Source organism: Branchiibius hedensis (genome assembly GCF_900108585.1).
Lineage (GTDB): Bacteria > Actinomycetota > Actinomycetes > Actinomycetales > Dermatophilaceae > Branchiibius > Branchiibius hedensis.
Window position 1 is genome coordinate 83825 of the sequence record NZ_UESZ01000001.1, and the last position, 26125, is coordinate 109949.

28 protein-coding genes are annotated in these 26125 nt (G+C 67.7%); 24 read left to right on the top strand and 4 right to left on the bottom strand.

Features of this window, described 5'->3' with window-relative positions:
• Positions 1 to 7 precede the first annotated feature (7 nt).
• Both DR843_RS00465 and DR843_RS00470 read right to left on the bottom strand, forming a co-directional pair.
• Positions 8 to 697, bottom strand: coding sequence for a class I SAM-dependent methyltransferase (locus DR843_RS00465; RefSeq protein ID WP_109683608.1), 690 nt, complete (start codon positions 695 to 697; stop codon positions 8 to 10).
• A gap of 68 nt (positions 698 to 765) precedes the next feature.
• Entirely contained in the window at positions 766 to 1560 is a 795-nt protein-coding gene (locus DR843_RS00470; protein ID WP_109683609.1) for a DUF3109 family protein, read from the bottom strand.
• 32 nt (positions 1561 to 1592) lie between these two features.
• On the opposite strand from DR843_RS00470, the gene DR843_RS00475 reads away from it, so the two are divergent.
• The 19 genes from DR843_RS00475 to hemB all read left to right on the top strand — a co-directional run bounded on the left by DR843_RS00475 (position 1593) and on the right by hemB (position 18922).
• Positions 1593 to 2513: a Ppx/GppA family phosphatase gene (locus tag DR843_RS00475; protein WP_109683610.1), complete on the top strand. Its 921-nt coding sequence runs from the start codon at positions 1593 to 1595 to the stop codon at positions 2511 to 2513.
• Positions 2510 to 3286 (top strand): sugar phosphate isomerase/epimerase family protein, encoded by a 777-nt coding sequence (locus DR843_RS00480; RefSeq protein ID WP_109683611.1) that lies wholly within the window; start codon positions 2510 to 2512, stop codon positions 3284 to 3286. Before DR843_RS00475 ends, DR843_RS00480 begins: the two co-directional genes overlap by 4 nt.
• Positions 3287 to 3391: 105 nt before the next feature.
• Positions 3392 to 4912, top strand: a complete 1521-nt coding sequence (locus DR843_RS00485) for a circularly permuted type 2 ATP-grasp protein (protein ID WP_109688259.1) — start codon at positions 3392 to 3394, stop codon at positions 4910 to 4912.
• A complete protein-coding gene (locus tag DR843_RS00490) occupies positions 4912 to 5838 on the top strand; it encodes an alpha-E domain-containing protein (protein ID WP_109683612.1) in 927 nt (308 codons plus the stop codon). The genes DR843_RS00485 and DR843_RS00490 overlap by 1 nt, the downstream gene beginning before the upstream one ends.
• Positions 5835 to 6680 (top strand): transglutaminase family protein, encoded by an 846-nt coding sequence (locus DR843_RS00495; protein WP_170119705.1) that lies wholly within the window; start codon positions 5835 to 5837, stop codon positions 6678 to 6680. Before DR843_RS00490 ends, DR843_RS00495 begins: the two co-directional genes overlap by 4 nt.
• Before the next feature lie 11 nt (positions 6681 to 6691).
• A complete protein-coding gene (proC, locus tag DR843_RS00500; protein WP_109683614.1) occupies positions 6692 to 7486 on the top strand; it encodes a pyrroline-5-carboxylate reductase in 795 nt (264 codons plus the stop codon).
• Between the two features lie 34 nt (positions 7487 to 7520).
• A complete protein-coding gene (locus tag DR843_RS00505; protein WP_109683615.1) occupies positions 7521 to 8033 on the top strand; it encodes a GNAT family N-acetyltransferase in 513 nt (170 codons plus the stop codon).
• A 5-nt stretch (positions 8034 to 8038) separates the two neighbouring features.
• Positions 8039 to 9232 (top strand): acetoin utilization protein AcuC, encoded by a 1194-nt coding sequence (locus DR843_RS00510; protein ID WP_245933923.1) that lies wholly within the window; start codon positions 8039 to 8041, stop codon positions 9230 to 9232.
• A gap of 183 nt (positions 9233 to 9415) precedes the next feature.
• On the top strand, positions 9416 to 9607 hold the full coding sequence (locus DR843_RS00515; RefSeq protein ID WP_109683616.1) for a helix-turn-helix domain-containing protein: 192 nt from the start codon (positions 9416 to 9418) through the stop codon (positions 9605 to 9607).
• An 88-nt stretch (positions 9608 to 9695) separates the two neighbouring features.
• Complete coding sequence (locus DR843_RS00520; RefSeq protein WP_003792170.1) at positions 9696 to 9794, top strand: 30S ribosomal protein bS22; 99 nt, start codon at positions 9696 to 9698, stop codon at positions 9792 to 9794.
• Positions 9795 to 9863: 69 nt separating this feature from the next.
• On the top strand, positions 9864 to 11027 hold the full coding sequence (locus tag DR843_RS00525) for an alpha-hydroxy-acid oxidizing protein (RefSeq protein ID WP_109683617.1): 1164 nt from the start codon (positions 9864 to 9866) through the stop codon (positions 11025 to 11027).
• 38 nt (positions 11028 to 11065) lie between these two features.
• Positions 11066 to 12058, top strand: a complete 993-nt coding sequence (locus tag DR843_RS00530; protein ID WP_245933924.1) for an NAD-dependent epimerase/dehydratase family protein — start codon at positions 11066 to 11068, stop codon at positions 12056 to 12058.
• Entirely contained in the window at positions 12051 to 13004 is a 954-nt protein-coding gene (locus tag DR843_RS00535) for a lysophospholipid acyltransferase family protein (RefSeq protein ID WP_109683619.1), read from the top strand. The genes DR843_RS00530 and DR843_RS00535 overlap by 8 nt, the downstream gene beginning before the upstream one ends.
• The gene (locus DR843_RS00540) at positions 13001 to 13240 is read left to right on the top strand and encodes a glutaredoxin family protein (protein ID WP_109683620.1); all 240 of its coding nucleotides are present in this window, start codon (positions 13001 to 13003) and stop codon (positions 13238 to 13240) included. The genes DR843_RS00535 and DR843_RS00540 overlap by 4 nt, the downstream gene beginning before the upstream one ends.
• A gap of 145 nt (positions 13241 to 13385) precedes the next feature.
• The gene (locus DR843_RS00545; RefSeq protein WP_109683621.1) at positions 13386 to 14033 is read left to right on the top strand and encodes a redox-sensing transcriptional repressor Rex; all 648 of its coding nucleotides are present in this window, start codon (positions 13386 to 13388) and stop codon (positions 14031 to 14033) included.
• Positions 14030 to 15325, top strand: a complete 1296-nt coding sequence (locus DR843_RS00550) for a glutamyl-tRNA reductase (RefSeq protein ID WP_109683622.1) — start codon at positions 14030 to 14032, stop codon at positions 15323 to 15325. Before DR843_RS00545 ends, DR843_RS00550 begins: the two co-directional genes overlap by 4 nt.
• A complete protein-coding gene (gene hemC / locus DR843_RS00555) occupies positions 15325 to 16353 on the top strand; it encodes a hydroxymethylbilane synthase (protein WP_109683623.1) in 1029 nt (342 codons plus the stop codon). Before DR843_RS00550 ends, hemC begins: the two co-directional genes overlap by 1 nt.
• A 62-nt stretch (positions 16354 to 16415) precedes the next feature.
• The gene (locus tag DR843_RS00560) at positions 16416 to 17948 is read left to right on the top strand and encodes a bifunctional uroporphyrinogen-III C-methyltransferase/uroporphyrinogen-III synthase (RefSeq protein WP_109688263.1); all 1533 of its coding nucleotides are present in this window, start codon (positions 16416 to 16418) and stop codon (positions 17946 to 17948) included.
• The gene (gene hemB, locus DR843_RS00565) at positions 17945 to 18922 is read left to right on the top strand and encodes a porphobilinogen synthase (RefSeq protein ID WP_109683624.1); all 978 of its coding nucleotides are present in this window, start codon (positions 17945 to 17947) and stop codon (positions 18920 to 18922) included. Before DR843_RS00560 ends, hemB begins: the two co-directional genes overlap by 4 nt.
• Here hemB and DR843_RS00570 read toward each other — a convergent pair.
• Both DR843_RS00570 and DR843_RS00575 read right to left on the bottom strand, forming a co-directional pair.
• Positions 18914 to 21595: a cation-translocating P-type ATPase gene (locus DR843_RS00570; protein WP_109683625.1), complete on the bottom strand. Its 2682-nt coding sequence runs from the start codon at positions 21593 to 21595 to the stop codon at positions 18914 to 18916. The two genes, hemB and DR843_RS00570, sit on opposite strands and share 9 nt — an antisense overlap.
• A 103-nt stretch (positions 21596 to 21698) precedes the next feature.
• The gene (locus DR843_RS00575; protein ID WP_109683626.1) at positions 21699 to 22229 is read right to left on the bottom strand and encodes a YceI family protein; all 531 of its coding nucleotides are present in this window, start codon (positions 22227 to 22229) and stop codon (positions 21699 to 21701) included.
• 92 nt (positions 22230 to 22321) lie between these two features.
• On the opposite strand from DR843_RS00575, the gene DR843_RS00580 reads away from it, so the two are divergent.
• Genes DR843_RS00580 through DR843_RS00600 form a run of 5 tightly spaced genes read left to right on the top strand, consistent with a single transcriptional unit; the run spans position 22322 to position 26124 of the window.
• A complete protein-coding gene (locus tag DR843_RS00580) occupies positions 22322 to 22780 on the top strand; it encodes a MarR family winged helix-turn-helix transcriptional regulator (protein WP_109683627.1) in 459 nt (152 codons plus the stop codon).
• A 47-nt stretch (positions 22781 to 22827) separates the two neighbouring features.
• Positions 22828 to 24153, top strand: coding sequence for a glutamate-1-semialdehyde 2,1-aminomutase (gene hemL, locus DR843_RS00585; RefSeq protein WP_109688265.1), 1326 nt, complete (start codon positions 22828 to 22830; stop codon positions 24151 to 24153).
• On the top strand, positions 24150 to 24791 hold the full coding sequence (locus tag DR843_RS00590; protein WP_109683628.1) for a histidine phosphatase family protein: 642 nt from the start codon (positions 24150 to 24152) through the stop codon (positions 24789 to 24791). Before hemL ends, DR843_RS00590 begins: the two co-directional genes overlap by 4 nt.
• Positions 24788 to 25378: a TlpA family protein disulfide reductase gene (locus tag DR843_RS00595; RefSeq protein WP_109683629.1), complete on the top strand. Its 591-nt coding sequence runs from the start codon at positions 24788 to 24790 to the stop codon at positions 25376 to 25378. The genes DR843_RS00590 and DR843_RS00595 overlap by 4 nt, the downstream gene beginning before the upstream one ends.
• Entirely contained in the window at positions 25378 to 26124 is a 747-nt protein-coding gene (locus tag DR843_RS00600) for a cytochrome c biogenesis CcdA family protein (RefSeq protein WP_109683630.1), read from the top strand. Before DR843_RS00595 ends, DR843_RS00600 begins: the two co-directional genes overlap by 1 nt.
• Position 26125 lies beyond the last annotated feature (1 nt).

A 26125-nucleotide genomic window follows, 5' to 3' on the forward strand; every position in this document is an offset into this window, starting at 1 on the left:
TATGCGGTCAGTAGCGCTTCCAGCGGACGAACACCGCATAGTCCACGCCAGTGCCCTCGTGCGAGGCCAGGATCTGCGCGGCGTGCCGGGTTGCGAATTCGATCCCGACGACGGCTTCGAAGTCCTCGCGGCTGTCGAACTGCCACCGCATGAGCACCGGGATCGAGGTCCAACCCTGGCGCGCCCAGAAGCGTTCGACACCGGCCGGGTCGTACGCCGGCAGCGACGCCGCGAACCACGCACCGAACGTCGACCGAGAGGCGTCGTTGTCGATCACGAACGCCACCCCACCCGGCGCCATGACGCGGTCCAACTCGGCCAGACCCGGTTCGCAGCCGGCGCCGAAGAAGTACGCCCACCGGTTGTGCATCACGTCGATCGAGGCATCCTCCACCGGCAACGACTCCGCGCCACCGAGCCGCACATCGACCGACGGCAGATCCGCCACCCGCGCCTGCGCCAACCGGACCAACGGCTCGTGCGGCTCGACGCCGATCACCGATGCCGCCGTCGAGGCCAGCAACGGCAGGTGGAACCCGGTGCCACAACCCACATCGAGCACCCGCAGCCCGTCCCAGGACTGCACCGAGCGCATTGCATCCCAGATCAACCCGTCCGGATCGACGCCGCGGTTCTCGATCTCGTACAACTCCGGGGTGTTCCAGATGTTCGGTGAGGGGATCGGTTGAAAGGTCATATTCTCCGTCGCGCCTCTCTCCTCGTCTCCGGGCCTCGCTGCGCTCGTTTCCTCAACTCGGTCGGTGCTCATAGGTCCTCCGCAGCAAGTGTCGCCGGATGCACCAACAACGGCAGCAGCGGGCGGCCGGCCGGGCCAGCAGCGACCGTAGCCGCCACCTGCAGAAGGTGCGCTTCGCAATAACCCGCCAGCACGTCGTACGCCGATCGGCCCATCAGCCGGACCAACTCACCCTGGTTGCCCAGATAGACCGGCTCGACGCCGATATGGGCCTCGGGGTTGCCCGAGCAGTACCAATCCAGGTCATGCCCGCCCGGACCCCAGCCCCGCCGGTCGTACTCGCCGATGCTGATCTCCAGGTAGGACGTTTCGTCGGTGAGCTCGACCGTGCGGAACGTCCGCCGGATCGGCAACTGCCAGCACACGTCCGGCTTGGTCTCGTGCGGTTCCAGCCCCAGGTCGCCCGCGAGGTGATGCAACGCGCAACCGCCCCCACCGGCGAAATCCGGTGAGTTGAGGAAGATGCACGCGCCGTCGACGACCCGCGTCTTGGTCGCGTCGTCTTCCGGCTGGGTCCAGCCCTTCTTGCCGTGCCCCTTGCGGTACTTCTCCCACCGTGCCGGGGTCAGCTGCTCCACGAACGACGCGGTGTGCCGAAGGTCCTTCTTGCCGCTGAAATGTGCTCCGAGCGTGCAGCATCCGGCGTCGGGAGCGGTCGCGTAAATCCCCGCACAACCTCGACCGAAGATGCACGTCCACGACGACGTCAACCAGGTCAGATCGCAGCGGAACCGCTCGCCAGGGTCGTCCGGGTTGGTGAATTCGACCCAGGTGCGGGGGGTGTCCAGCGGGGTCTCGGTCACGCAGGGAGTCTAGGTGTCGCTACCGTTGCCTCATGCGCCTCGGGGTCATCGACGTCGGCTCCAACACCGTTCACCTGTTGGTGGTCGACGCCCACGAGGGGGCGCACCCAACACCCGCCTCCTCCCACAAGCAGGAATTGCGGCTCTCCGAACACGTCTTGCCGGACGGCCAGATCGGCCCCGAAGGCATCGAACGACTGACCCGGTTCGTCGGTGAGTGCCTGGAGATCGCCGAGGACAACGGGGTCGAGGAGATGCTCGCCTTCGCCACCAGCGCGATCCGCGAAGCACCCAACGGCGACGCGGTCCTCAAACACGTCGAGACCGAGACCGGCGTCCAGCTCAGGGTCCTGTCCGGCTCCTCGGAGTCGCGGCTGACCTTCCTGGCCGTGCGCCGCTGGTTCGGCTGGTCGGCCGGCCGGGTGCTGATGATCGACATCGGCGGCGGCTCCCTCGAACTGGCCGCTGGCATCGACGAGGACCCGGACGTCGCCATCAGCCTCCCGCTGGGCGCGGGCCGCCTGACCCTGGAACTGCCGGGTGATCCGCCGGATGCCCAGGTGATTCGCGACGTACGCCGACGGGTGCGTTCGCAGATCGCCAAGGTCGTGCGCGACGTGACCAAGGTCGGCACTCCCGACCAGGTGGTGGGTACCTCCAAGACCATCCGGTCCCTGGCCCGGATCTGCGGTGCGGCTCCCCGAGCCGAGGGCCCGTACGTCGAGCGCACCCTTGCGCTGGCCGACTTGCGTGAGTTGGTGGGCCGGCTGGGGTCCATGACGGTGGCCGAACGGACGCAGTTGCCCGGCGTCTCCACCAGCCGCGCCCGCCAACTGCTCGCCGGGGCGATCGCCGTGGAAGCAGCGATGGACCTGCTCGGCGTCGAGCAACTCACTCTGTGCCCGTGGGCGTTGCGCGAAGGGATCATCCTGCGGCGGCTGGACAGCCTGTGACCATCGCGCTGTCGACCGCATCGGTCTACCCGCTCGGAGCGGCGGCTGCGTTCGATCTGGCGGCTCGGCTCGGGTACGACGGGGTCGAGGTCATGGTGACCACCGAACCGGTCACCCAGGAATCCGGTGCTCTAGCGGCACTCGCCGAGCATTACGGCACGCCCGTCACCTCGATCCACGCGCCGACGCTGCTCCTGACCCAGCGGGTATGGGGCACCGAACCGTGGGACAAGGTCGACAACTCGATCCAACTGGCCAGCGATCTGGGCGCTGACACGGTGGTCGTGCACCCGCCGTTTCGCTGGCAGCGCGGCTATGCCGAATCCTTCATCGAGGGTGTTGCCGAGCGTGAAGCGGCCACCGGCGTCGCGGTCGCGGTGGAGAACATGTTCCCGTGGCGGGCACGCAACCGGGAGTTGCAGGCGTATCTGCCGGACTGGGACCCGACGCCGTTGGCGTACGCGAACGTGACCCTGGACCTGTCCCACACGGCCACCGCCGGCTCTGATGCGATGGCGATGGTCGAGGAGCTCGGGGACCGGCTGCGGCATCTGCATCTGGCCGATGGGTCCGGATCGTTCAAGGACGAGCACCTTGTGCCCGGTCGCGGGACGCAGCCGTGTGCGGTGGTCCTGGAGACGCTGGCGCGCTCCGGTTTCAGGGGCACCGTCGTCGCCGAGATCGCTACTCGGAAGGCCTCCGATTCCGAGCGCGAAGCCCTCCTGGCCGAGACGCTGGCATTCGCCAGGTTGAATTTTGCGGCGCCACGGTAGTTGGTGTTATCGCCAGGCAACCCGCTAGAAACACGGATTGGCTAAGTTCGACTCGTGAAGCAATCGTTCGAGGACTATCAGTGTCGTCCCGCGACGTTCGATGAGATGTTCGACGGTTCGGAGGTCCGCGAGGAGTACCGCGGCGTCCAACGGCAGATTGCCCGGTTGACGCCCCAGGAATTACGTCTGCGCGCCGACCACCTGTCCAAGTCCTACATCGACCAGGGCGTCACCTTCGACATCGGCGGCGAGGAGCGACCGTTCCCTCTGGACATCGTGCCGCGGCTGATCGACGGCGCCACCTGGTCCAGCGTGGAGGCCGGTGTCGCCCAACGGGTTCGCGCCCTGGAGGCTTTCCTGGCCGACATCTACGGTGAGGGCCAGGTCTTCCTCGACGGCGTCATTCCCCGCCGGGTCGTGACCAGCAGTCCGCACTTCCTGCGCGTCGCCAAAGGCATTCAGCCCCCGGGCAAGGTCCGCGTGCACGTCGCGGGGATCGACCTGATCCGGGACGCCAACGGCGACTTCCGGGTGCTGGAGGACAACGTCCGTATCCCGTCCGGCGTCTCGTACGTCATGACCAACCGGCGTGCGATGTCCGCGGCACTACCGGAGGTCTTCGCTCACCACCGCATCCGCCCCGTGTCGCAATACCCAGCGAAACTGCTTGCCGCGCTGCGTAATTGCGCACCAAGCGGCGTCAGCGACCCTACGGTCGTCGTGCTCACCCCGGGGGCCTACAACTCGGCGTACTTCGAGCACGCCCTGCTCGCGCGCCTGATGGGTGTCCGATTGGTGGAGGGTAGCGACCTGGTCGCCCAGAACGGCCGGGTCCATGTGCGTACGACGCACGGACTGCACCCGGTCGACGTGATCTACCGGCGGGTGGACGATGAATTCATCGATCCGGTCTATTTCAAACGGGATTCGGTCCTCGGCGTCCCTGGTCTGCTGAACGCGGCCCGGGCCGGCAACGTGACGGTCGCCAACGCCGTCGGCAACGGAGTGGCCGACGACAAGCTCGTCTACACCTACGTGCCAGACCTGATCCGCTACTACCTCGGGCAGGAACCGATCCTGAAGAACGTCGACACCTGGCGGATGGAGGATCCGGCCCATCGCGCCGAGGTGCTGCCCCGCCTCGACGAACTGGTCGTCAAGCCGGTCGACGGCGCCGGCGGCAAGGGCATCGTCATCGGCCCCAACGCGACTGCCGCCCAGTTGGAGGAGTTGCGGGCGCGGCTGCTGGCCGACCCCCGCGGCTGGATCGCCCAGCCGGTGGTGCAACTGTCGACGGTCCCGACCCTGATCGACAACGACATGGCGCCCCGGCACGTCGATCTGCGGCCGTTCGCGATCAACGACGGCGAGAAGATCTGGGTCCTGCCCGGCGGTCTGACCCGGGTCGCGCTGCCCGAGGGGGAGTTGATCGTCAACTCCAGCCAGGGCGGCGGCTCCAAGGACACCTGGGTGCTGGCCGGTGATGTCGGGGAGGAAGCACCCGAACCCACCGCGGCCAGAAGCGGATCGGTGCTGCATCCGGCGTTGCGTGCGCGCGAGAAGCGGATGGCACCCATGACGCAGACGATGGGTTCGATGACCCAGACGATGGGGGGGCTGGACTGATGCTGAGCCGCATCGCGGAGTCGCTGTTCTGGATCGGCCGCTACATCGAGCGCATCGAATGCACCGCGCGCATCCTGGACGTCTATCTGCAGACACTGGTCGAGGACCCCACGATCGATCAGGAGGCGACCTGCCGGTCGGTGCTGGCCGCCATGGGCATCGAATACGACGGTCCGGTCAACCAGAACGTCATCCTGGAGCAGTTGCTCACCGACCAGAGCAGTCCGGCGTCCATCTCGTACGCGGTGGAAACGACCCGCGAGAACGCTCGACGCTCCCGTGAGGTCGTCTCCACCGAGGTGTGGGAGGCGATCAACACCACGTACAACGCGATGGCCGGCGGTGGTTGGGCCCGGATGCGCCCAGCCGACGCGTTCCGCACCGCCCGTGAGCGCGCCAACATGATCTCGGCGCTGATGGACCACACCCAGAGCCACGACGACGGCTGGCAGTTCACCGTGCTCGGGCGCTACATCGAGCGCGTCGACATGACGTCCCGGTTGATCCTGACCACGACGTACTCGGCGGGCTCGGCTGCGTCCTGGCAGTTGACCCTGCGGGCGTGCGGTGCGCATCACGCATTCACCCGTACCTACCGCGCCATCGAATCGCCCCGCGCCGCAGCCGAATTCCTGTTGCTCGACCGCGCGTTCCCGCGGTCGATCACCTACGGGCTGAATCAGGCGGCGGCGTGTCTGGAGATCCTGGACCCCAGGCAGCGTCGCATCGGCTTCGGTAGTGACGCCGCGCGCATCATCGGCCAGGCGCAGGCCCGCCTGGAGTTCTTGTCGCTCACCGATCTGCTCTCGGACCTGCCCGGTGAGATCGACACGTTGAAGCTGGTCTGCGCCGATGCCACCGATGCAGTGGCCAAGCGCTACTTCGAGGGTGCTGCCGCACCCGAATGGTTGGGAGGAGCGCTGTGAGCAGGACTCTGCGGCTGGTGCACCGCACCGGTTACACCTACAACGGACCGGCCGTCGCGTCGTACAACGAGGCCCGGCTGGCTCCGCGCGCGAACTCCGCGCAGACCATCCTGCACACCCGACTGGAGGTCACACCGACCCCGTGGTCGGCGAGCTGGATCGACTACTGGGGTACGGCGGTCACCTCCTTCGAGGTCCACGAACCGCACGAGGAGCTCAAGGTGGTCTCCATCAGCACGGTCACTGTCGACCGCAAGCCGGTCGAGGGTGCGGGCATGACCTGGCAGGACTACGCCGCCGACGCGATCCGCGACGAATTCGACGAGTTGCTGCACGGCAGCGAGCGCACCGAGTCCGGGCCGGACTTCCTGGCTGCGGTCGCCGAGGTCCGGGCCGGCAGCGGCACACCGGCCGAGTTCGTGCAGGGCGTCTTCGCCCTGGTGACCGACAGGGTGGACTACGTCACGGGCCGCACCAGCGCGCTGCCGACAGCAGCCGAGGCATGGCAGGCGACGTACGGCGGGTGTCAGGACATCGCGCACCTCGTGCTTGCGGCCCTGCGCTCGGAGAACATCCCGGCGCGGTATGTGACCGGATATGTGTTGCCGGACCAGAACACCGAGATCGGCGAGACGATCATCGGCTCGTCGCACGCGTGGATCGAGTGGTACGACCGGGAGTGGATCGCCTACGACCCAGCTCGCCGGCAGACCCCGGACGACTTCTTCATCGAGGTGGCGCACGGTCGCGACTACGACGACGTGGCCCCGTTGCGGGGCATCTTCACCGGAGCGCCCGGCAGCAAGATGTTCCTCACCGTGGAGATCAGCCGGATCAGCTAGCGTTCCTCGGCATGGGTCGCTTAGCAGTCATCGGTGTCGGTGTGATGGGCGAGGCGTTGCTGGCCGGCGCCCGACGAGCAGGCTTCGACGACGTGGTGGTCGCCGACGCCGCCCCGGGGCGGGCGGAGCAGGTGGCCCAGCAGTACGACGCGACCGCAGCACCGACCGCCGAGGCAGTCGAAGGCGCCGACCTGGTGTTGCTGGCCGTCAAACCCCAGTACCTGCCCGAGGCGGTGCAGCAGATCGCACCCGGTCTGTCCGCAGGCGCCGTCGTGGTGAGTGTGGCCGCCGGCGTGACCACCGCGACCCTGGAGGACGGGCTCGGACCGAACGTCGCCGTCGTCCGAGCGATGCCGAACACGCCCGCGCTGATCGGCGAGGGGGTCACCGCGATCAGCGCTGGCTCCCGCGCCGGCGACAGCGCTCTGGAGGTCGCGGAGAAGTTGTTGGCCGGTGCCGGCGAGGTGGTCACCGTGCCCGAGTCGCTGCAGGACGCCGTCACTGCCATCAGCGGTAGCGGACCGGCGTACCTGTTCTACCTCGCCGAGGCGATGGTCGACGCGGGGGTAGGGCTCGGCGTACCCCGACCAACGGCAACGCAACTGGTCGCCCAGACGTTGCGCGGCGCGGCCGGTCTGTTGGCGCAGGACGACGCCCATCCCACCTTGTTGCGGGAGCGGGTCACCTCACCGGGCGGCACCACGGCCGCAGCGATCGCGGCGCTGGATGCCGGGGCCGTGCGGGCCGACGTGGCTGCGGCGATGCGTGCGGCGGCTCGACGTTCACAAGAGCTGTCCGGGCAGTGACCACAGCCTCATCCCGGCATGGGACAGTGGACCCATGAGTGACATCGTCGTACGCCTCCTGCTCGAAGAGGACTGGCAGACGTACCGGCAGGCTCGCCTGGATGCGCTGCAGGACTCGCCCGACGCGTTCGCCGCGTCGTACGAAGACGAAGAGAAGCTGGACGAATCCGAGTGGCGTGATCGCATGAACCGGTCCCGTCGCTTGCTCGCCGAGAAAGACGGCGAGACCGTCGGTGTGGTGTCGGTCGGCAGCCGCCCGGACACCGACGACCGGACCACCGAACTCTTCGGGTTGTGGGTCGTGCCGCAGCAGCGCGGTAGTGGTGTCGCCTGGCAGCTGGTCAAGGCCGGTGCCCGCCAGGCCGGCGACGACGGCTTCGGATTCCTGGCCTACTGGGTCGGCACCGACAACGGTCGGGGTGTGGCGTTCGCCAGCAGCTTCGGCTTCCGCCCGACCGACGCCCGCCGGCCGATGCGGGTCGGCGGTGGTGACGAGGACGAAGAGATGCGAATGATCTACTCGTTGCACGACCCGGTCAACGAGTAACCAGCATGACCAAGGTCGACGTCACCTGGAGCGACCGGCTACTCGGGTACGACTTCGGCGCGCAGCACCCCATGAATCCGGTCCGGCTGGACTTGACCCGTCGGCTCTGCGATGCCCTGGGCGTGTTGGATCACGCTCGCATCGTCGAACCCGAACTGCCTGGTGGCAGTGACGAATTCCTGACCTGGGTGCACGATCCGGGGTACGTGGAGGCAGTGCGTGCGGCCAGTGCCGATCCCGCCGCAGCCGACGTACGGCGCGGCCTGGGCACCGAGGACGACCCCGCCTTCCGTGGGATGCACGAGATCTCGACCCTCATCGCAGCCGGCACGGTGAACGCCTGCGAACGGGTCTGGACCGGGGTCACCGAGCACGCGGTCAACTTCTGCGGCGGACTGCACCACGCGATGGCCGACCGGGCCTCCGGGTTCTGCATCTACAACGACGCGGCGCTCGGTATCCACTGGCTGCTGGAGCACGGCGCCAAGAAGGTCGCCTACGTCGATCTCGACGTGCACCACGGCGACGGGGTCGAACGCATCTTCTGGAACGATCCGCGGGTGCTCACCGTGTCGATCCACGAAACCGGCCGGGTGCTCTTCCCCGGAACCGGGTTCGCGCTGGACGTCGGCGGCCCCGATGCGCAGGGCACCGCGGTGAACATTTCGCTGCCCCCCGGGACGGGGGACTCGGCCTGGTTGCGGGCGATGCACGCGGTGATCCCGCAGGTCGTGGCCGCCTTCGAACCGGACGTCCTGATCAGCCAGCAAGGGTGCGATTCGCACTATGCCGACCCGCTCGCTCACTTCGCGTTGACCGTCGACGCCCAGCGCACGGCGTACGAGACGATCCATGACCTCGCACATGAGGTGACTGGTGGGCGGTGGGTCGCCCTCGGCGGTGGCGGATACGAACTGGTCGACGTGGTGCCGCGGGCCTGGACCCATTTGACGGCGATCGCCGCCCACCAGCGCATCCCATTGGATACAGCCGTGCCGCAGGGGTGGCTCGACTACGTGCATCAGGTGACCGATCGCCAGGGGCCGACCGTGATGGGCGATGGTGTCGCCGAAGGGGACCGGGTGTGGTGGCGGTCCTGGAATGTCGGGGTCAACCCGGAGGATCCGCTCGATCACGCCGTCCTCGCCACCCGCGAAGCGGTCTTTCCCCACCTCGGACTGGACATCTGGTTCGACTAGTGGATCGCCGCACGGCGTGTCGGCTGGATCCTAGCCGCGGAATGTGTTCCCAGTCGGGGTGTATCTCCACTATCGTGCTCCCCAGAGAGCACGTCCGTCACAGCAGTCACAAGCGTCCGCCGTGTGCATGTTCTCGTGTTCATGGGTTCGCGGCAGCGTGTCGCGCTGACAAGAGGAGAGAGCATGGCGCAGGAGCGGCATGACGACTTCATGACGGTCGCCGAGGTCGCCGCCATCATGCGTGTCTCCAAGATGACGGTCTACCGCCTGGTGCACTCCGGTGAACTGCCCGCTGTCCGGGTGGGCCGATCGTTCCGGGTACCGGCGCATGCCGTCGACGAGTATCTGCGCCAGTCCTACATGGGAACTGCCTGATTCTGCTCCATCCGGGGCAATGCCGTAGACTCGGCCGAAGTTTTCCTCGCAGTATTTCCGCAGTCACACGAAGGACGTTGTAGGCACTATGGGTTCTGTCATCAAGAAGCGCCGCAAGCGCATGGCCAAGAAGAAGCACCGCAAACTGCTGCGCAAGACCCGTCACCAGCGTCGCAACAAGAAGTAACTGCGTCACCGCATTCATCAGGGCTCCCCGATCGCATCGGGTGGGCCCTGTTGTCTTTAGTCTGCGGGTATGGGCAACTTCGGCGACTTCCAGTTCGGTGTCTATCTCTCCTCCTTCACCGGTGAGGCGCCGCCGGACCTGCCGTTCAGCTACGCCGGGCTCGCCGAGCGCGCGCAACAGGCCCTGACTCCGGCGCTGTGGGACTACGTCGCCGGCGGAGCAGGCGACGAAGGCACCCAGGACGCCAACGTCGCCGCGTTCAGCCGCTACGGCCTGACTCCGCGGATGCTGTCCGGAGCAGCCCAGCGGGATCTGTCGGTCACCCTGTGGGGGATCGAGTTGCCGTCGCCGTTGCTGATGGCTCCGGTCGGCATCATCGGCGTCTGCACCCCGGACGGGCACGGCGATCAGGCCGCGGCCCGCGCCGCCGCGCAGACCGGGGTGCCCTTCATCGGGTCGACCCTGATGCAGGACCCGATGGAGGACGTCATCGCGCACAGCGGCGACACCCCCGCCTTCTTCCAGCTCTACACGCCGAACAACCGCGACCTCGCGGAGAGTTTCGTACACCGTGCCGAGGCGGCCGGCTACCGCGCGATCGTGGTCACGCTCGACACCTGGGCGCTCGGTTACCGGCCCCGGGATCTGGCCTACGGCACCTTCCCGCAACTGGGCGGCGCCTGCCTGGCCAACTACGCCAGCGATCCGGTCTTCCAGGCCCTGCTGCCGCAGGGCGCCGACGACACGGCGATCGCTGCCACCTGGGCCGGGCTCTTCGGCAATCCCGCGCTCACCTGGGATGACCTCACCTGGCTACGCGGGTTGACCGACCTACCGTTGGTGCTGAAGGGGATCTGCGCGGCCGAGGACGTACGCCGAGCACGGGACTACGGCGTCGATGGCATCTACTGCTCCAATCACGGCGGGCGACAAGCGGGTTCGGCCCCTGCACTGGATTTCCTGCCCGCCGTCATCGAAGCCGCCGGCGATCTGCCGGTCCTGTTCGACTCCGGGATCCGATCCGGCGTGGACGTCGTCAAGGCCCTCGCGCTGGGTGCGGCCGCCGTCGGGATCGGCCGCCCGTACGCCCTGTCCGCGAGCCTGGGTGGCACCGAGGCGATCGTGCACACGCTGCGCTGTTTGCTCGCCGAAGCCGACCTGACCATGGGCCTGAACGGGTACGCCGATCTGGCAACTCTGCGAACCCATGGCGCAATCCGCGTGGCTGGCTAGACTTACGGCTCCTACCCAGTCCAGTGCAGGAGATGGCGATGACGCGAACGCTGCTGGTGACCGGCGTCGCCCGCGTGGTCGGCGGCGCGATGTGTCGCCGGCTCAGCCTCGATCCGGATATCGATCGCATCCTCGCCGTCGACACCGTGGCGCCGCCGCACGACCTGGGTCGGGCGCAATTCGTCCGCGCCGACATCCGCAACCCGGTGATCTCGCGGATCATCGATCAGGAAGAAGTCGACACCGTCCTGCACCTCGGGGTCATCACCTCCTCACGACTGGCGGGCAACCGCAGCCGGCAGAAGGACATCAACGTCGTCGGCACCATGCAACTGCTGGCGGCCTGTCAGAACGCGACGTCGGTCCGTCGGCTCGTCGTGAAGTCCTCCGGGGCGGTCTACGGCGCATCCAAACGGGATCCCGCCCGATTCACCGAGCAATCGACCGCCACCCCCGCGAGCACCCGTGGCTTTGCTCGCGACTCCGTCGAGGTCGAGGGGTACGTGCGCGGGTTCGCGCGTCGCCGTCCCGGGGTCAGCGTCGTGATGCTGCGGATGGCCAACGTCATGGGACCGGGTCTGCACACGGCCCTCACCGACTACTTCGACACCCCCGTGCTTCCCGTGCCGTTCGGATACGACGGCCGCTTCCAACTGTTGCACCTGGACGACGCACTCGAGGCATTGCGCCTGGCGGCCAAACCGGATGCCCCCACCGGGACTTTCAACGTCGCCGGGGACGGGATCCTCACCCTTCGGCAGGCCGCCCGGATCGCGCATCGACCGGTGGTTCCGGCGCTGCGTGAATCACTGGGTCTGCTCGGACCGTTGATCCAGCGCACCTGGATGCCGGGTTTTGACGCGAACGAAACCGACTTCCTGTCCTACGGGCGGGCGTTGGACACGACCAAGATGCGGGAAGTGCTCAAGTTCGAGCCGCGCTACACCACCCGGGCCACGTTCGAGCAGCGATATTCCCCGATCCCGGCCCTGGCCGGGCCCACCGCGAACTGGACGGACCGTCATGAGTGAGCACCAGCCGACCTCGCGCGATCGGCGGGGTGGCCAGCGGCCGGCCCTGCACGTCGTACCCGAAACGGATGTCCACCCCGCGCCCAAACTGCCATCGGTCGGGGATCTGCTCGGTGAGTTGGAGGGCCGGCTGAGCGATCTGCGCGGCTATTTCAGTCGACGGCTGCGTGGCGAGTACGACGTCGACGACTTCGGTTTCGATGAAGACTTCACCGAGAACATCTGGCTTCCAATCCTGCGGCCGATGTTCCAACACTGGTTCCGGGTCGAGGTGCGCGGGGCACACCATCTGCCGACCGACGAGGGTGCGTTGATCGTTGCCAACCACTCCGGCACGATCCCCATCGACGGGTTGATGGCGCAGGTCGGCGTCTTCGACACGACGGGTCGTCATCTGCGGTTGCTCGCTGCGGACCTGGTGTTCGCCTCGCCCCTGCTGGGCGTGGTCGCCCGTCAGTCGGGGGCCACCATGGCCAACCCGTACGACGCTGAGCACCTGCTCGCCGACGGCCACCTGGTCGCGGTCTACCCCGAGGGTTTCAAAGGGGTCGGCAAACCGTTCGCGCAGCGCTACCAGCTGCAGCGGTTCGGTCGCGGCGGCTACGTCACGGCCGCGCTGCGGTCGGGGACGCCGATCGTGCCGTGCGCGATCGTCGGTGCCGAGGAGATCTACCCCAAGATCGCCGACATCAAACCGCTGGCCCGGTTGTTGGGCTTCCCGTACTTCCCGGTCACGCCGTTCTTCCCCTGGTTCGGCCTGTTCGGTGCGATCCCGTTGCCGACGAAGTGGACCATCGAATTCGGCGCACCCATCGTGCTGGACGGCTACGAAGCCAGCGACGCCGACGATCCCGCGGTCGTCTTCGAGATCTCCGACCAGGTGCGCGAGACCATCCAGCAGTCGCTGTACGCGTTGCTGGCCGAGCGCGACAACCTCTTCTGGTGACCCACGAGATCCTGCTCCTGGGTAAGCCCGGCTGCCATCTGTGCGACGACGCGCGAGAGGTGATTGCGCGAGTGGCGCAGGACCTTGCCGTGCCGTGGACCGAGCGTTCGATCCTGGACGATCCGGACCTGCTGGCGCAGTACGGCGAGTGGATCCCGGTGACTTTCGTCGACGGTGTGCAGCACGACTACTACCGCGTCGATGAGGCCCGCCTGCGTCGCGCGCTCGCCCCGTAGGCACGCAGGGCGTTTTATAGCACTGTTCGAATCGTGAAGCGACTTTGTGCATGCGTTCACAAAGTTCTATTGTCAGGGGGTCCTGAAGACCTCAGGATCCGCATTTGGTATATGCGCCACCCGTCACGGGAGGAGACGTCGGTCCGTGCAGTCCGCGCCCGCTACCCGCAGGGGAATCCCTGGCGCGACCGTTGCCCGGTTGCCGGTGTATCTGCGGGCCCTGCGTGCCGCTGCCGCGACCGGGATCCAGGTGATCAGTTCAGAGGAACTCGCGCTGGCTGTCGGGGTGCGACCCAGCGGTCTGCGTAAAGACCTCTCCTTTCTCGGCTCGTACGGCGTGCGCGGCGTCGGGTACGACGTGGAGCACCTCAGCGAGGAGATCTCCCGCGAACTCGGGCTGCACCGCGAATGGGCCGTCGCCATCATCGGCATGGGCAATCTGGGGCATGCGCTCGCGGCGTACAGCGGCTTCGCGACGCGCGGATTCTCGGTGCGCTGGTTGGTGGATTCCGATCCGGCCATCATCGGTCGGACCATCGCCGGCAAGACCGTGATCAGTTTCGCTGAGTTCGGTCGGGTCGCCGATGACGGGGTGATCGCCGTACTGGCGACTCCACCGGCCTCCGCGCAGGTCGTGACTGACCAGGTCGTCGCGCTCGGCATTCGCTCGATCCTGAATTTCGCACCGGTCCCGGTGCAGGTGCCCGACGGTGTCGAGGTGCGCAAGGTCGACCTGGCCACCGAGTTGCAGATCCTCGCCTTCCACGGCCAGCGCGCGGAGGTGGAATCGTGAGCTATCTCGTGCTGGGCCTGTCCCACCGCACCGCCAGTCTGGATCTGCTCGAGCAGGTCAGCCTCGACGCGGGCGGGGTCAGTGGCCTGCTGGAGCGCCTGGCTGGCGCCGAGCATCTGCGCGAGGCGATGGTGCTGTCGACCTGCAACCGCATCGAGATCTACGCCGACGTCGACACCTTCCACGGTGCTGTCACCTTGATCGGCGATGCCCTGGCCGAGCAGTCCGGTGTCCCGGTCGGTCAACTGCGCGATCACCTGTACGTGCACTTCGAGGACCGTGCGGTCGCCCACACCCTCAGTGTCGCCGCCGGTTTGGACTCGGTCGCGGTCGGCGAGAGTCAGATCCTGGGCCAGTTGCGCGACGCGCTGCGCAGCGGCACGGACAGCGCGCAGACCGGTCCGGCCCTGTCCGCGCTGGTCCAGCGTGCTCTGCGCGTCGGCAAGCGGGTGCACTCCGAGACCGAGATCGACTCTGTCAGTAGGTCACTCATCGAGCGAGCGCTCGAAGAGACCCAGCTTCGCCTGGGTGATCTGGCTGGCTTGCGCGGGGTCGTGGTCGGTGCGGGTGCGATGAGCGGATTGGCCGCCCACACCCTGGCTCGGGCGGGCCTCGAGGTCAGCATCGTCAATCGGACGTTGGAGCGGGGTGAGCGCCTGGCGACCGCCACCGGAGGTACGTCGTACGGCTGGGACGATCTGCCGCTGGCGCTGAGCGCGGCGGACGTGATCGTGTCGTGCACCGGTGCGGTCGGGCACGTGATCTCCGAGGCCGACGTACGCCGGGTGCAGGCCGACCGTCAACCGCGCGTCTGGATCGACCTGGCGCTGCCGCGGGACATCGACCCGCGGGCCGGTGAGATCACGACGCTGCTGTCACTGGACGAGTTGTCCGGTCTGACGCTCAGCTCGCATGCCGAGAAGGAGCAGTTGCGGGTCGTCCGCGACCTGGTCACCGCCGAAACAGCCGAATTCCTCACGGCCCGTAAGGCGGCCGCCGTCGGCCCGACCGTCGCCGCACTCCGCGAGCGCGCCGAGGCCGTGATCGACGCCGAGATGTCTCGCCTTCGTCAGCGCACCGATCTCGGCGAGCACGACGACGCCGCTGTGCGGCAGACGCTGCACCGGGTGGTGGAGAAGATCCTGCACACCCCCACGGTCCGGATGAAGGAACTGGCGGCCGATGAGTCCGGGCAGGACTACACCGCTTTGCTGCGCGCGTTGTTCGATCTCGACCCGCACGAGACCCGGGTGAGCGCCCTTCCGCCGCCCGGAGTGGTGGAGGGATCCTGATGCAGCTACGTCTGGGCACCCGCCGTTCCACCCTCGCTACCACCCAGTCGGGATTGGTCGCCGATGCGCTGCGCGACCTCGGCCACGAGGTCACCCTGGTGGAAGTCGTCACCGAGGGCGACGTGACGATGGCTGCGTTGACCGACCTCGGTGGCACCGGCGTATTTGCCGGGGCGCTGCGGAAAGCGTTGCTGGACGGCGAGATCGACCTCGCGGTGCACTCGCTGAAGGACCTGCCGGTTGCTGCGACTGAGGGTCTGACCATCGCCGCGATTCCGGTTCGGGCCGATGCCCGCGACGCGTTGATCGCCCGCGACGGCCTCACCCTCGGGGAGTTGCCGGTCGGCGCACGGATCGGCACCGGGTCGCCACGGCGCGTCGCTCAACTCGCGGCCCTCGGGCTCGGGGTCGAAACGGTCGGCATCCGCGGCAACGTCGACACCCGGATCGGGAAGGTCACCAGCGGTGAACTCGATGCCGTTGTGCTGGCCCGGGCAGGCTTGCAACGGCTGGGGCGCACCGATGAGATCACCGAAGCGATCGATCCGTTGCAGATGCTGCCCGCTCCCGGTCAGGGCGCGCTCGCGGTCGAGGTCCGCTCGGATAACGACGCCGTGCTGGCCGCCGTCGCCGTCCTGGACGATCCCGACACCCGCGCCGCCGTGACCGCCGAGCGCGCGCTGCTGGCGACGTTGGAAGCCGGTTGCGCCGCTCCCGTCGGTGCTCTGGCCGAAGTGGTCGAAGAAGCCGACGGCTCCCTGCTGTTGTCCGTGCGCGCCTTCGTCGGGACGCAGGACGGCACCTTCGAGTTGCGCCGCTCCACGACCGGTCCCATCGACGACCCCGCCGCGGTCGGTCAGCAACTGGCCCGCACCCTGCTCGAGGACGGTGCGGCCGAGGTGATGTCACCACCGCCAGACGGACGTCCACCAGCCGAGCCGCCGGACGCGACCTCCGGCGGCGCCCCGAACAGCGACACAGAACACCCCCAACTCGTCCAATCTGATGCAGTGGAGCAACGATCGTGAAGAGCACCCCCGCCACCGTGGCTTTCGTGGGATCCGGACCCGGCGACCCGGGCTTGATCACCATGCGCGCAGCACACCTGTTGCGCTCGGCCGACGTCGTCGTCATCGACCAGGTCGCTCGTGAAGGATTCCTGGAGCAGTTCGTCGACGCCGACGTCGAGATCATCGACGCCGGGCATGGCGAGGCCGGTCAGCAACTGACCCACGCCTCCCGCGCGAAGCTGGTCGTCAAAGCCGCCAAACAGGCACAGCGCCTGGTCGTGCGGTTGATGGACGGTGACCCGGCCACCTTCAACGGCCTGGCCGAGGAAGCCCGCGCCTGCGCCAAAGCCGGAATCCCGTTCGAGATCGTCCCGGGCGTCAGCTCGGTGAGCGCCGTCCCGGCCTACGCTGGAATCCCGTTGACCGACAACGCATCCCGCGGTCTGCACGTGATCTCGGCTGCCGATACGAAGGTCGACTGGAAAGCCTCCGTCGCTGACGACATCACGGTCGTCGTCCTCGGGTCGCCGCAGCGCCTGGCGTCCGGCCTGGCTGCGTTGCAGGCCGCCGGCCGCGACCCGCAGACGCCGGTGGCATTGACCCAGCGCGGTACGACGATCGAGCAGAAGACCCGGACCCTCACCCTGGGTGAGGTGGCGGCTGCGCTCGCGACGGAACCACTCGACGTACCTGCTATCGCCGTCGTCGGACGCGCGGTCGAGTCCCGTCAGCAGTTGTCCTGGTGGGAGTCCAAGCCGCTGTTCGGCTGGAAGGTGCTGGTGCCGCGGACCAAGGACCAGGCCGGCTCGATGACCGACCGTCTCATGGAGTACGGCGCGGCCAGCGACATCGTGCCCACGATCAGTGTCGAGCCGCCGCGGACCCCGCAGCAGATGGAGCGGGCGATCAAGGGCGTCGTGACCGGCCGCTATGAGTGGATCGGTTTCACCTCGGCGAACGCGGTGCGCGCGGTGAAGGAGAAGTTCACCGAATTCGGTCTGGACGCAAGGGCGTTCGCCGGTCTGAAGATCGCTGCCGTGGGTGGTGTGACGGCGGATGCGCTGCGCGAATGGGGCCTGCAACCCGACTTGGTGCCCTCTGGTGAGCAGTCCGCGCGCGGGTTGCTCGAGGAGTGGCCGGACTTCGATGAGTTGCTCGACCCGATCAACCGGGTCTTCCTGCCCCGGGCCGACATCGCCACTGACACCCTCGTCGCCGGTCTGCAGGAGATCGGCTGGGAGGTCGACGACGTCACTGCCTACCGCACGGTCCGCGCTGCCCCGCCGGCTCCGGAAGTGCGTGAGGCGATCAAGAGCGGCAAGTTCGACGCGGTCTGCTTCACCTCCTCCTCGACGGTGCGCAACCTGGTCGGCATCGCCGGCAAACCGCACGCCTCGACCGTCGTTGCGTGTATCGGTCCGGCGACGGCCAAGACCGCTGAAGAGCACGGCCTGCGGGTCGACGTCCTGGCCGCGGAGGCGTCGGCGACGGCGTTGGTCGATGCCCTGGCCGATTACGGTCGCGGGCTGGCGCTGGCCGCCGAGGAAGCCGGAGAGTCGGTACGCCGCCCGAGCCAGAAGCGCACCACCGGCCGCCGGAAGGTCAAGGCGTGAGTTCCTTCGAACTCTTCCACCGGCCGCGGCGGCTGCGGCAGAACGCCGCCGTCCGCCGGTTGGTGGCGCAGACCCGGTTGCACCCGGCCGATCTGGTGCTGCCGCTGTTTGTGAAGGAAGGCGCCGCCGGACCGGTCGAACTCGGCTCGATGCCCGGGGTCATGCAGCACAGCTTGGACTCGCTGGTGGTCGCCGCGAAGGAAGCCGTGGCGGCCGGTGTCGGGGGAGTGATGCTGTTCGGCGTCCCGACGAAGCGTGATGCCATCGGCTCCGGGGCAACCGATCCCGAGGGCATCCTCAACGTCGGCCTGCGGGCCGTGCGCGATGCGCTGGGCGACGAAACCGTCATCATGGCCGACCTGTGCCTGGACGAGTTCACCTCACACGGGCACTGCGGGGTCCTGACCGCCGACGGGCGCGTCGACAACGACGCAACGTTGGAGCGGTACGCCGAAATGGCTGTGGTGCAGGCTGATTCGGGCGCGCACGTCGTGGGCTTGTCTGGGATGATGGACGGCCAGGTGGCGTACTGCCGGGGTGCTCTGGATGCCGCTGGTCATACCGACACCCTGATCCTGGCGTACGCCGCGAAGTACGCCTCGGCGGCGTACGGACCCTTCCGGGAGGCCGTCGAGTCGACGCTGGAAGGCGACCGATCGACGTACCAGCAGGATCCGGCCAACGGGATCGAGGCGCTGCGTGAGGTGCGCCTGGACCTGGCCGAAGGCGCGGACATCGTTATGGTCAAACCGGCGCTGCCCTACCTGGACGTGTTGTCCGAGGTGGCCGCCGAGTCCGACGTGCCGGTGGCCGCCTACCAGGTCAGCGGCGAGCTGGCGATGATCGAAGCCGCCGGTGAGCGCGGCTGGATCGATCGGGATCGGATGGTGCGGGAGTCGCTGACCTCGATCAAGCGGGCCGGCGCGCAGATCATCCTGACCTACTACGCGACCGAGGTTGCCCGCTCACTGTGACGTGTGCAGGTCCCATCGCTTGATCACCTCGATGACCAGGAACATCAGCACGGCGAGTCCTGCGGTCGCGAACCAGTCGATCGCGGCCAGCGGGGCGGAGCCGAACCAGGTGTGCATGAACGGCGCGTAGACGAAGACCAGCTGCAGCACCACGAGGGCGCCGGACATCCACCAGACCATCGGATTGCCGCGCAGGACTGCGAGGGTGAGGCTGGAGCTGTTCAGGAACCGGCAGCTGAACAGATACGCCAACTGACCGAACGCGAGCATGGTTACGGCGGCGGTCTGGGCCACGGCCAGGGAGTACCCGTGTGACGTGGTCAGGAAGTAGACGGCGATCGCAGATCCGGCGACCAGGACGGACACCAGAGCGATCAGCAGCAGATCCGGCCGGGCGATCAACGGGCCGTCCGAGCGGCGCGGTGGCCGCGACATGATCCCCGGCTCGGCAGGTTCGAAGACGAGGGCCAGCGACAGGGTGACACCGGTGATCAGGTTGACCCACAAGATCTGGACCGGACTGAGCGGCAAGGCGATTCCGGCGAGAATCGCCACCAGGATGACCAGCGCCTGGCCGCCGTTGGTCGGCAGCAGGAAGAGGATTGATTTGCGGATGTTGTCGTAGATCCGCCGCCCCTCCTCGACAGCCCGCTCGATGGTCGCGAAGTTGTCGTCGGCCAGGATGATGTCGGCCGCCTGTTTGGTCGCGTCGGTGCCCTTGATTCCCATGGCGACGCCCACGTCCGCCCTCGTCAGCGCAGGAGCGTCGTTGACACCGTCGCCGGTCATGGCCGTCACGTTGCCTTCTGCCTGCAGTGCCGAGACGATGCGCAGCTTGTGCTCCGGGCTGGTGCGGGCGTAGATGTCGACGTCGGGGACTGCTTCCCGCAGGCGGGACTGGCTCAGCTGCTCGAGGTCGGCTCCGGTCAGGGCGGGTGCATCCGGATCGGACACCAACCCCATCTCCAGCGCGATGGCGCGGGCGGTGCCCACGTGGTCGCCGGTGATCATCTTCACCCGGATCCCGGCCTCGTGACACAAGGCGATCGCCTCGACCGCTTCCGGGCGTGGGGGGTCCACGATGCCGGTGAGGCCGAGAAAGGTCAGACCCTCGGCGATGTCGTCGGCGGTCGCGGTCTCCTGGTCGTCGGCGGCCGGGCGGAAGGCGGCGGCCAGCACCCGCAGACCCTGGGCGCTGAGCCGGTCGATCTCGGCCTCCCAGCGCAGCCGGTCCAGCGGCTCGAGTCGACCGTCGGCGGCCAGTTGGGTGTTGCTGCGGTCCAGCAGACGGTCCGGTGCGCCCTTCACGAGCAGCGTGCGGTCACCGCCGGGTCGCTCGTTCAGCGTGACCATGAACTTGTTGGCCGAATCGAACGGCAGCTGGGCCAGCCGAGGCGTGTGCGCGTCGTACCCGGCCTTCAGCACAAAGGTGCGCAGAGCACCCTCGGTCGGCTCCCCGGCCACGTGCCACTGGCCGTCGATCTCGCTGATGGAGGCGTCGTTGCACAGCGCCATCGCCCGCACGAGTGCGCGCAGATCGAGATGTTCGGTGAGGCCGGCAGGCTTGCCGTCGCGGGTGACTGACCCGGTCGGCTGGTAGCCGGTGCCGTCGACGTCGTAGACCCCCGCAGCGGTGACGGCGGTCCGCACCGTCATTTCGTTCTGGGTCAACGTGCCGGTCTTGTCCGAGCAGATCACGTTGACCGAGCCCAGGGCCTCCACCGCGGGCAGCCGCCGGGTGATCGCGTTGCGCCGGGCCATCTGTTGTACGCCGAGTGCGAGCGTGATCGTCACGACTGCCGGCAGGCCCTCGGGGATCGACGCGACCGCGAATCCGATGGCGGCGGAGATGAGTTCGTCGATGCTGAAGTTGTGGATGACCTTCCCGATGACCACGATCACGGCCGCCGCCCCGAGGATGCCGAGGGAGAGCAACGTGCCGAAGCGGTCCAGCCTTCGGGTCAGTGGTGTCTCGATCTGCTCGACGCCGGAGACCATTGCCTGGATCCGGCCGATCTCGGTCGTTGCTCCGGTCGCGGTCACCACGCCGACGCCCGTGCCGACCGCGACGATCGTCCCGGAATACGCCATCGAGGTCCGGTCGCCGATCCCGGCGGCGGCTTCGACGGCCGCCGTCTGCTTGGCTGCCGGAACCGCTTCGCCGGTCAGCGCCGATTCCTCGATGCGCAGGTTGACGGTCTCGATCAGCCGCACGTCGGCCGGAAGGCGGTCGCCGGCGGCGACCCGCACGATGTCACCGGGGACGAGCGTCGCGGCGTCGACCACCTGCCATTGGCCCCCGCGGCGCACGCTGGCGGTGGGGGACAGCAGGTTGCGGATGCCGGCCAAGGCGCTCTCGGCCTTGCCCTCCTGCACGTATCCGACGACCGCACTGATGACGGCCACGGCGAGGATGACCGCGAAGTCGATCCAGTCGCCCAGGATGGCTTTGAGAACGGCTGCGCCGATCAGGACGTAGATCAGCACGTTGTCGAACTGCGCCAGCAACCGCAGGATCATCGGCCGGGACGGCGCCTCGGCAAGGGCGTTCGGGCCGTACTCGCTCAGCCGTTGGGCAGCGACGGACTCGCTCAGCCCGCTCTCGTCTGTGGCCAACTCGCCAAGTACTGATGTGGCCTCTTCTGCGTGGCTGTCGGTAACGGCAGGTGGCAAAGCTGGACCTCCGGATCGCGGGAAATCCAATCGTAGGCGCCTGCCGGGGATGCACAACGGTCCTCCCGCGTCGTGCGGGAGGACCGTTGGTAGGTGATGCGGATCAGGCCTTGACCAACTGGATGTCCAGGTTGATCTTGACCTTCTCGCTGACCAGCACGCCGCCGCCCTCGACGGCAACGTTCCAGGTCAGGCCGAAGTCCTTGCGGTTGATCTCGGTGGTGGCCTCGAAGCCGGCGCGGGTGCCGCCCCATGGGTCGGCGGAGACGCCGTCGAACTCCAGCTCGAAGGTGACCGGCTTGGTGACGCCCTTGATCGTCAGGTCGCCCTCGAGGGTGTCCGGGGTGACCTTGGTGGAGGTGAAGGTCATGGTCGGGTTGTTCTCGACGTCGAAGAAGTCGGGGGACTTCAGGTGGCCGTCGCGGTCCTCCGAGCCGGTCGAGACCGAGGCGAGCTGGACGGTGGCGGAGACGGTGGAGTCCTCGAACTGCTCACCGATCTTGACGTCAGCGGTGAACTCGGTGAACGAGCCGCGCACCTTGCTCACCATCAGGTGGCGGGCGAGGAAGCCGACGGTGCTGTGGGACGGGTCGACAGTCCAGACGCCGGGGGTGAGGTCCTTCAGAGTGGTCATGGTGGCTACCTTTTCGTAGAGGGTGTTTCTGCAGGTACAACCTCAGCTTATGGGGAAATGGTTGAAAAATCAATTAGTGGTAGAATGAATCCATGATCGAGACGCAGGTGCAGTGGTTGACCGACGCGGAGCAGACCGCCTGGCGGGCATATCTTCGCGGCAGCCGCAGCCTGGAGGTCGCCCTCGGCGACGATTTGGAGCAGGTCGGTTTTTCTCTCGCCGAGTACGAACTGCTCTCGATGCTGTCCGAGGCGCCCGACCAGGCCATGCGGATGAGCGCCCTTGCGGATCTGATCGTGCAGTCCCGCAGTCGGGTGACGCACACCGCCGCCCGTCTGGAGCGCCGCGGGCTGGTGGAGCGTACGACCTGCGCGAGCGACGGGCGGGGCGTGTTGCTGGTGCTGACCGACGAGGGGCGTACGGCGGTCAGTCGGGCCGCGCAGGTGCACGTCGAGAGCGTGCGCCGGCACCTGGTCTCCCAGCTGACCCCCCAGCAGTTCCACGCGCTGGGTGAGGCGATGCAGGCGATCCGGGACGGTTTGCGCGACTGAGGTTTGCAAGACTGGGAGGCGTGATTACCTCTGGTTCCGATGACCTGATGCAGCGTGCCCGCCGGGTGATCCCCGGCGGCGTGAACTCCCCGGTGCGTGCCTTCCGTGGGGTCGGTGGCAGCCCGCGCTTCATCGCCTCGGCCAGCGGACCCTACCTGCGCGACGTCGACGGCAACGAGTACGTCGATCTGATCTGTTCGTGGGGGCCGATGATTCTCGGTCACGCCCACCCCCAGGTCGAAGCCGCCGTGCGAGACGCTGCTGCCAAGGGGTTCTCCTTCGGTACGCCGAGTGAGAACGAAGTGGCCCTCGCCGAGGAGATCGTGGCCCGCGTCGAGCCGTTGGAACAGGTGCGCCTGGTCTCCTCCGGTACCGAGGCGACCATGTCAGCGCTGCGCCTGGCCCGCGGTTACACCGGCCGGTCGGCCGTCGTGAAATTCGCCGGCTGCTACCACGGACACGTCGACGCCCTGCTCGCGGCGGCGGGCAGTGGCGTCGCGACGTTCGCGCTGCCGGACTCTGCCGGGGTGCCGGACAGTGCCGCACACGAGACGATCGTGTTGCCCTACAACGACATTGACGCACTCCGGGCTGCGTTCGAGCAGCACGGTGACCGCATCGCAGCCGTCATCACCGAAGCCAGCCCCGGCAACATGGGTGTCGTCCCGCCGCTTCCGGGATTCACCCAAGCGTTGCGGGACATCACCACTGAGTACGGCGCGTTGTTGATCAGCGACGAGGTCATGACCGGCTTCCGCTGCTCGAAGGCCGGTTGGTTCGGACTCGAGGGCGTCGTACCCGACCTGTTCACCTTCGGCAAGGTCATGGGCGGGGGTTTCCCGGCCGCGGCGTTCGGCGGCCCCGCGCAGATCATGGAGCGTCTCGCTCCCGACGGTCCGGTCTACCAGGCCGGCACGCTGTCGGGGAACCCGGTCGCGACCGCAGCGGGTCTGGCCACGCTGCGGGGCTGCACCGACGAGGTCTACGCGCGCCTGGAGGTCGTCAGCCACGCCATCGCCGACGGTGCCGCGAACGCCCTGTCCGCGGCCGGCGTACCGCACACCATCCAGTGGGCCGGGTCGATGTTCAGTGTGTTCTTCCGCGACGAAGAGGTGCGCAACTACGACGACGCCCGGGCCCAGGACACCGAGGCGTTCGGCCGGTTCTTCCACTCGATGCTCGAGCAGGGCGTGCACCTGCCGCCGAGCGCCTTCGAGGTGTGGTTCGTGGGCGCTGCCCACGACGACGCTGCGGTGCAGAAGATCCTTGACGCGCTGCCCGATGCAGCACGGGCTGCCGCACAGGGTGACCACGTCTCGCATGCCGTGACCGATTCGGGCGTCACAGATGCGGATGAGACACTGCCCGCGTGACCGAGCAGTACACCGTGGTGCATCTGGTGCGGCACGGCGAGGTCTACAACCCCGGCGGCGTGCTGTACGGCCGGATGCCCGGCTTCCACCTCAGCGACCTCGGCCGCGCAATGGCCGTGCAGACCGGTGCGTGGCTGGCGCAGCGGGACGTCACCTATCTGGTGTCCTCCCCGCTGGAGCGCGCCCAGGAGACCATCGAACCGTTGGCCGAGACGCTGCACCTGCCGGTCACCATCGACGAGCGGGTCATCGAGGCCGGTAACGATTTCGAGGGCCTGACCGTCGGCAAGAAACCCACGCAACTGTTGCGACCGCGCTTCTGGCCCAAACTGATCAACCCCACCAAACCGTCCTGGGGTGAGCCGTACAGCGAGATCGCTACCCGGATGCACGCCGCCGTCCACGATGCCCGTGAAGCGGCGCAGGGGCACGAAGCCGTGATCGTCAGCCACCAACTGCCGGTGTGGATCGCCCGCGAATCCTTCGAAGGTCACCGACTGTGGCACGACCCGCGCAAGCGGCAGTGCACGCTGGCGTCGGTCACCTCCGTCACCTTCCGCGGTGATTTCCTGATCTCCGTCGGGTACGCGGAGCCGTCGGCTGATCTGTTGGACCAGGTTGTGGGTGGAACCGGATGAGGAAGATCGTGGCGGCGGCAGTGATCGCGATCCTGCCGATGAGTCTGGCGGCGTGCAGCAGTGACACCAATTCCATTTCGGCACAGGCCAACAAGGGCGACGACAAGAACTACGTGTCTGGCGACGGCACGGTCTCCACGGTCGCTCCTGCGGACCGCGGCAAGCCGGTCTCCTTCTCCGGCACGCTGCTGAACGGCCAGAAGTGGAGCAGTGCGCAGGCCGACGGCAAAGTGCTGGTCGTCAACGTGTGGGGTGCCTGGTGCCCGCCGTGCCAGAAGGAACTTCCCGAACTGCAGAAGGCATGGGAGGGCTGGCAGAAGGCCGACGAGCCGGTGCAGCTGATCGGAATCGACCAACGCGACTCGGTGACCAACGCCCAGGCCACGCTGACCGCCAAGGGCATCACCTATCCGTCGCTGGCCGATGACGGGGGAGCGGTTCTGCTCAGCTTGCAGGACTCGGTGACCGCCTACCCGACAACGCTCGTCCTGGACACCCAGCACCGGATCGCCGCGCGCGTCAGCGGCCCCACGACGTACCTCACCCTCACCGGGCTGGTCAGTGACGTGTTGAAGGAGAAGTCCTGATGCTCGCTGGCGATGCCGCCACCGTCGTCAGCAGCGGGAGTTTGTTCTTCGCGATCGGGCTGGCGCTCGCCGCCGGAGTCGTGTCGTTCGCATCGCCCTGCGTGCTGCCGCTGGTGCCGGGGTTCCTCGGGTACGTCACCGGACTGACCGACGAGCGTCGGCGCACGCGCCTCGTGCTGGGCGCGCTGCTGTTCGTGCTCGGTTTCACGATCGTCCTGGTCGCCGTCGCCGCTGCCTACGGCTGGGCGCTGACGCTGGTCACCGAATACCGCTCTGTGGCAATGCGAATCGGCGGAGTGATCGTCATCCTGCTCGCGCTGGTCTACCTGGGTTTCATCGGCCAGCGCGGCATTCCGGTGCGGTGGCGCCCGCAGGCCGGTCTGATCGGTGCGCCGCTGCTCGGCGCTGTTTTCGCGATCGGCACCAGCCCGTGCGTCGGCCCGGTGTACGGCGCGATCTTGTCCATTGCCAACCCGATCGGCACTGCCAGCCCGGCCCGCGGCGTACTCCTCGCGGTCTTCTACTCCCTCGGAATCGGTCTCCCGTTCATCTTGATCGCGGCCGGTTACTCCCGCGCCGAGAAGGCCTCCCGTTGGTTGCGCGATCATCACCGGGGCATCCAGCTCGTCGGTGGTGGCCTGATGCTGCTGGTCGGCATCCTGATGGTCGCGGGTGTGTGGGAGCACTTCATCGTGTGGGTGCAGACCCAGTTGGTCGGCACTGACGGATTCCGGCCGGTGATCTGAC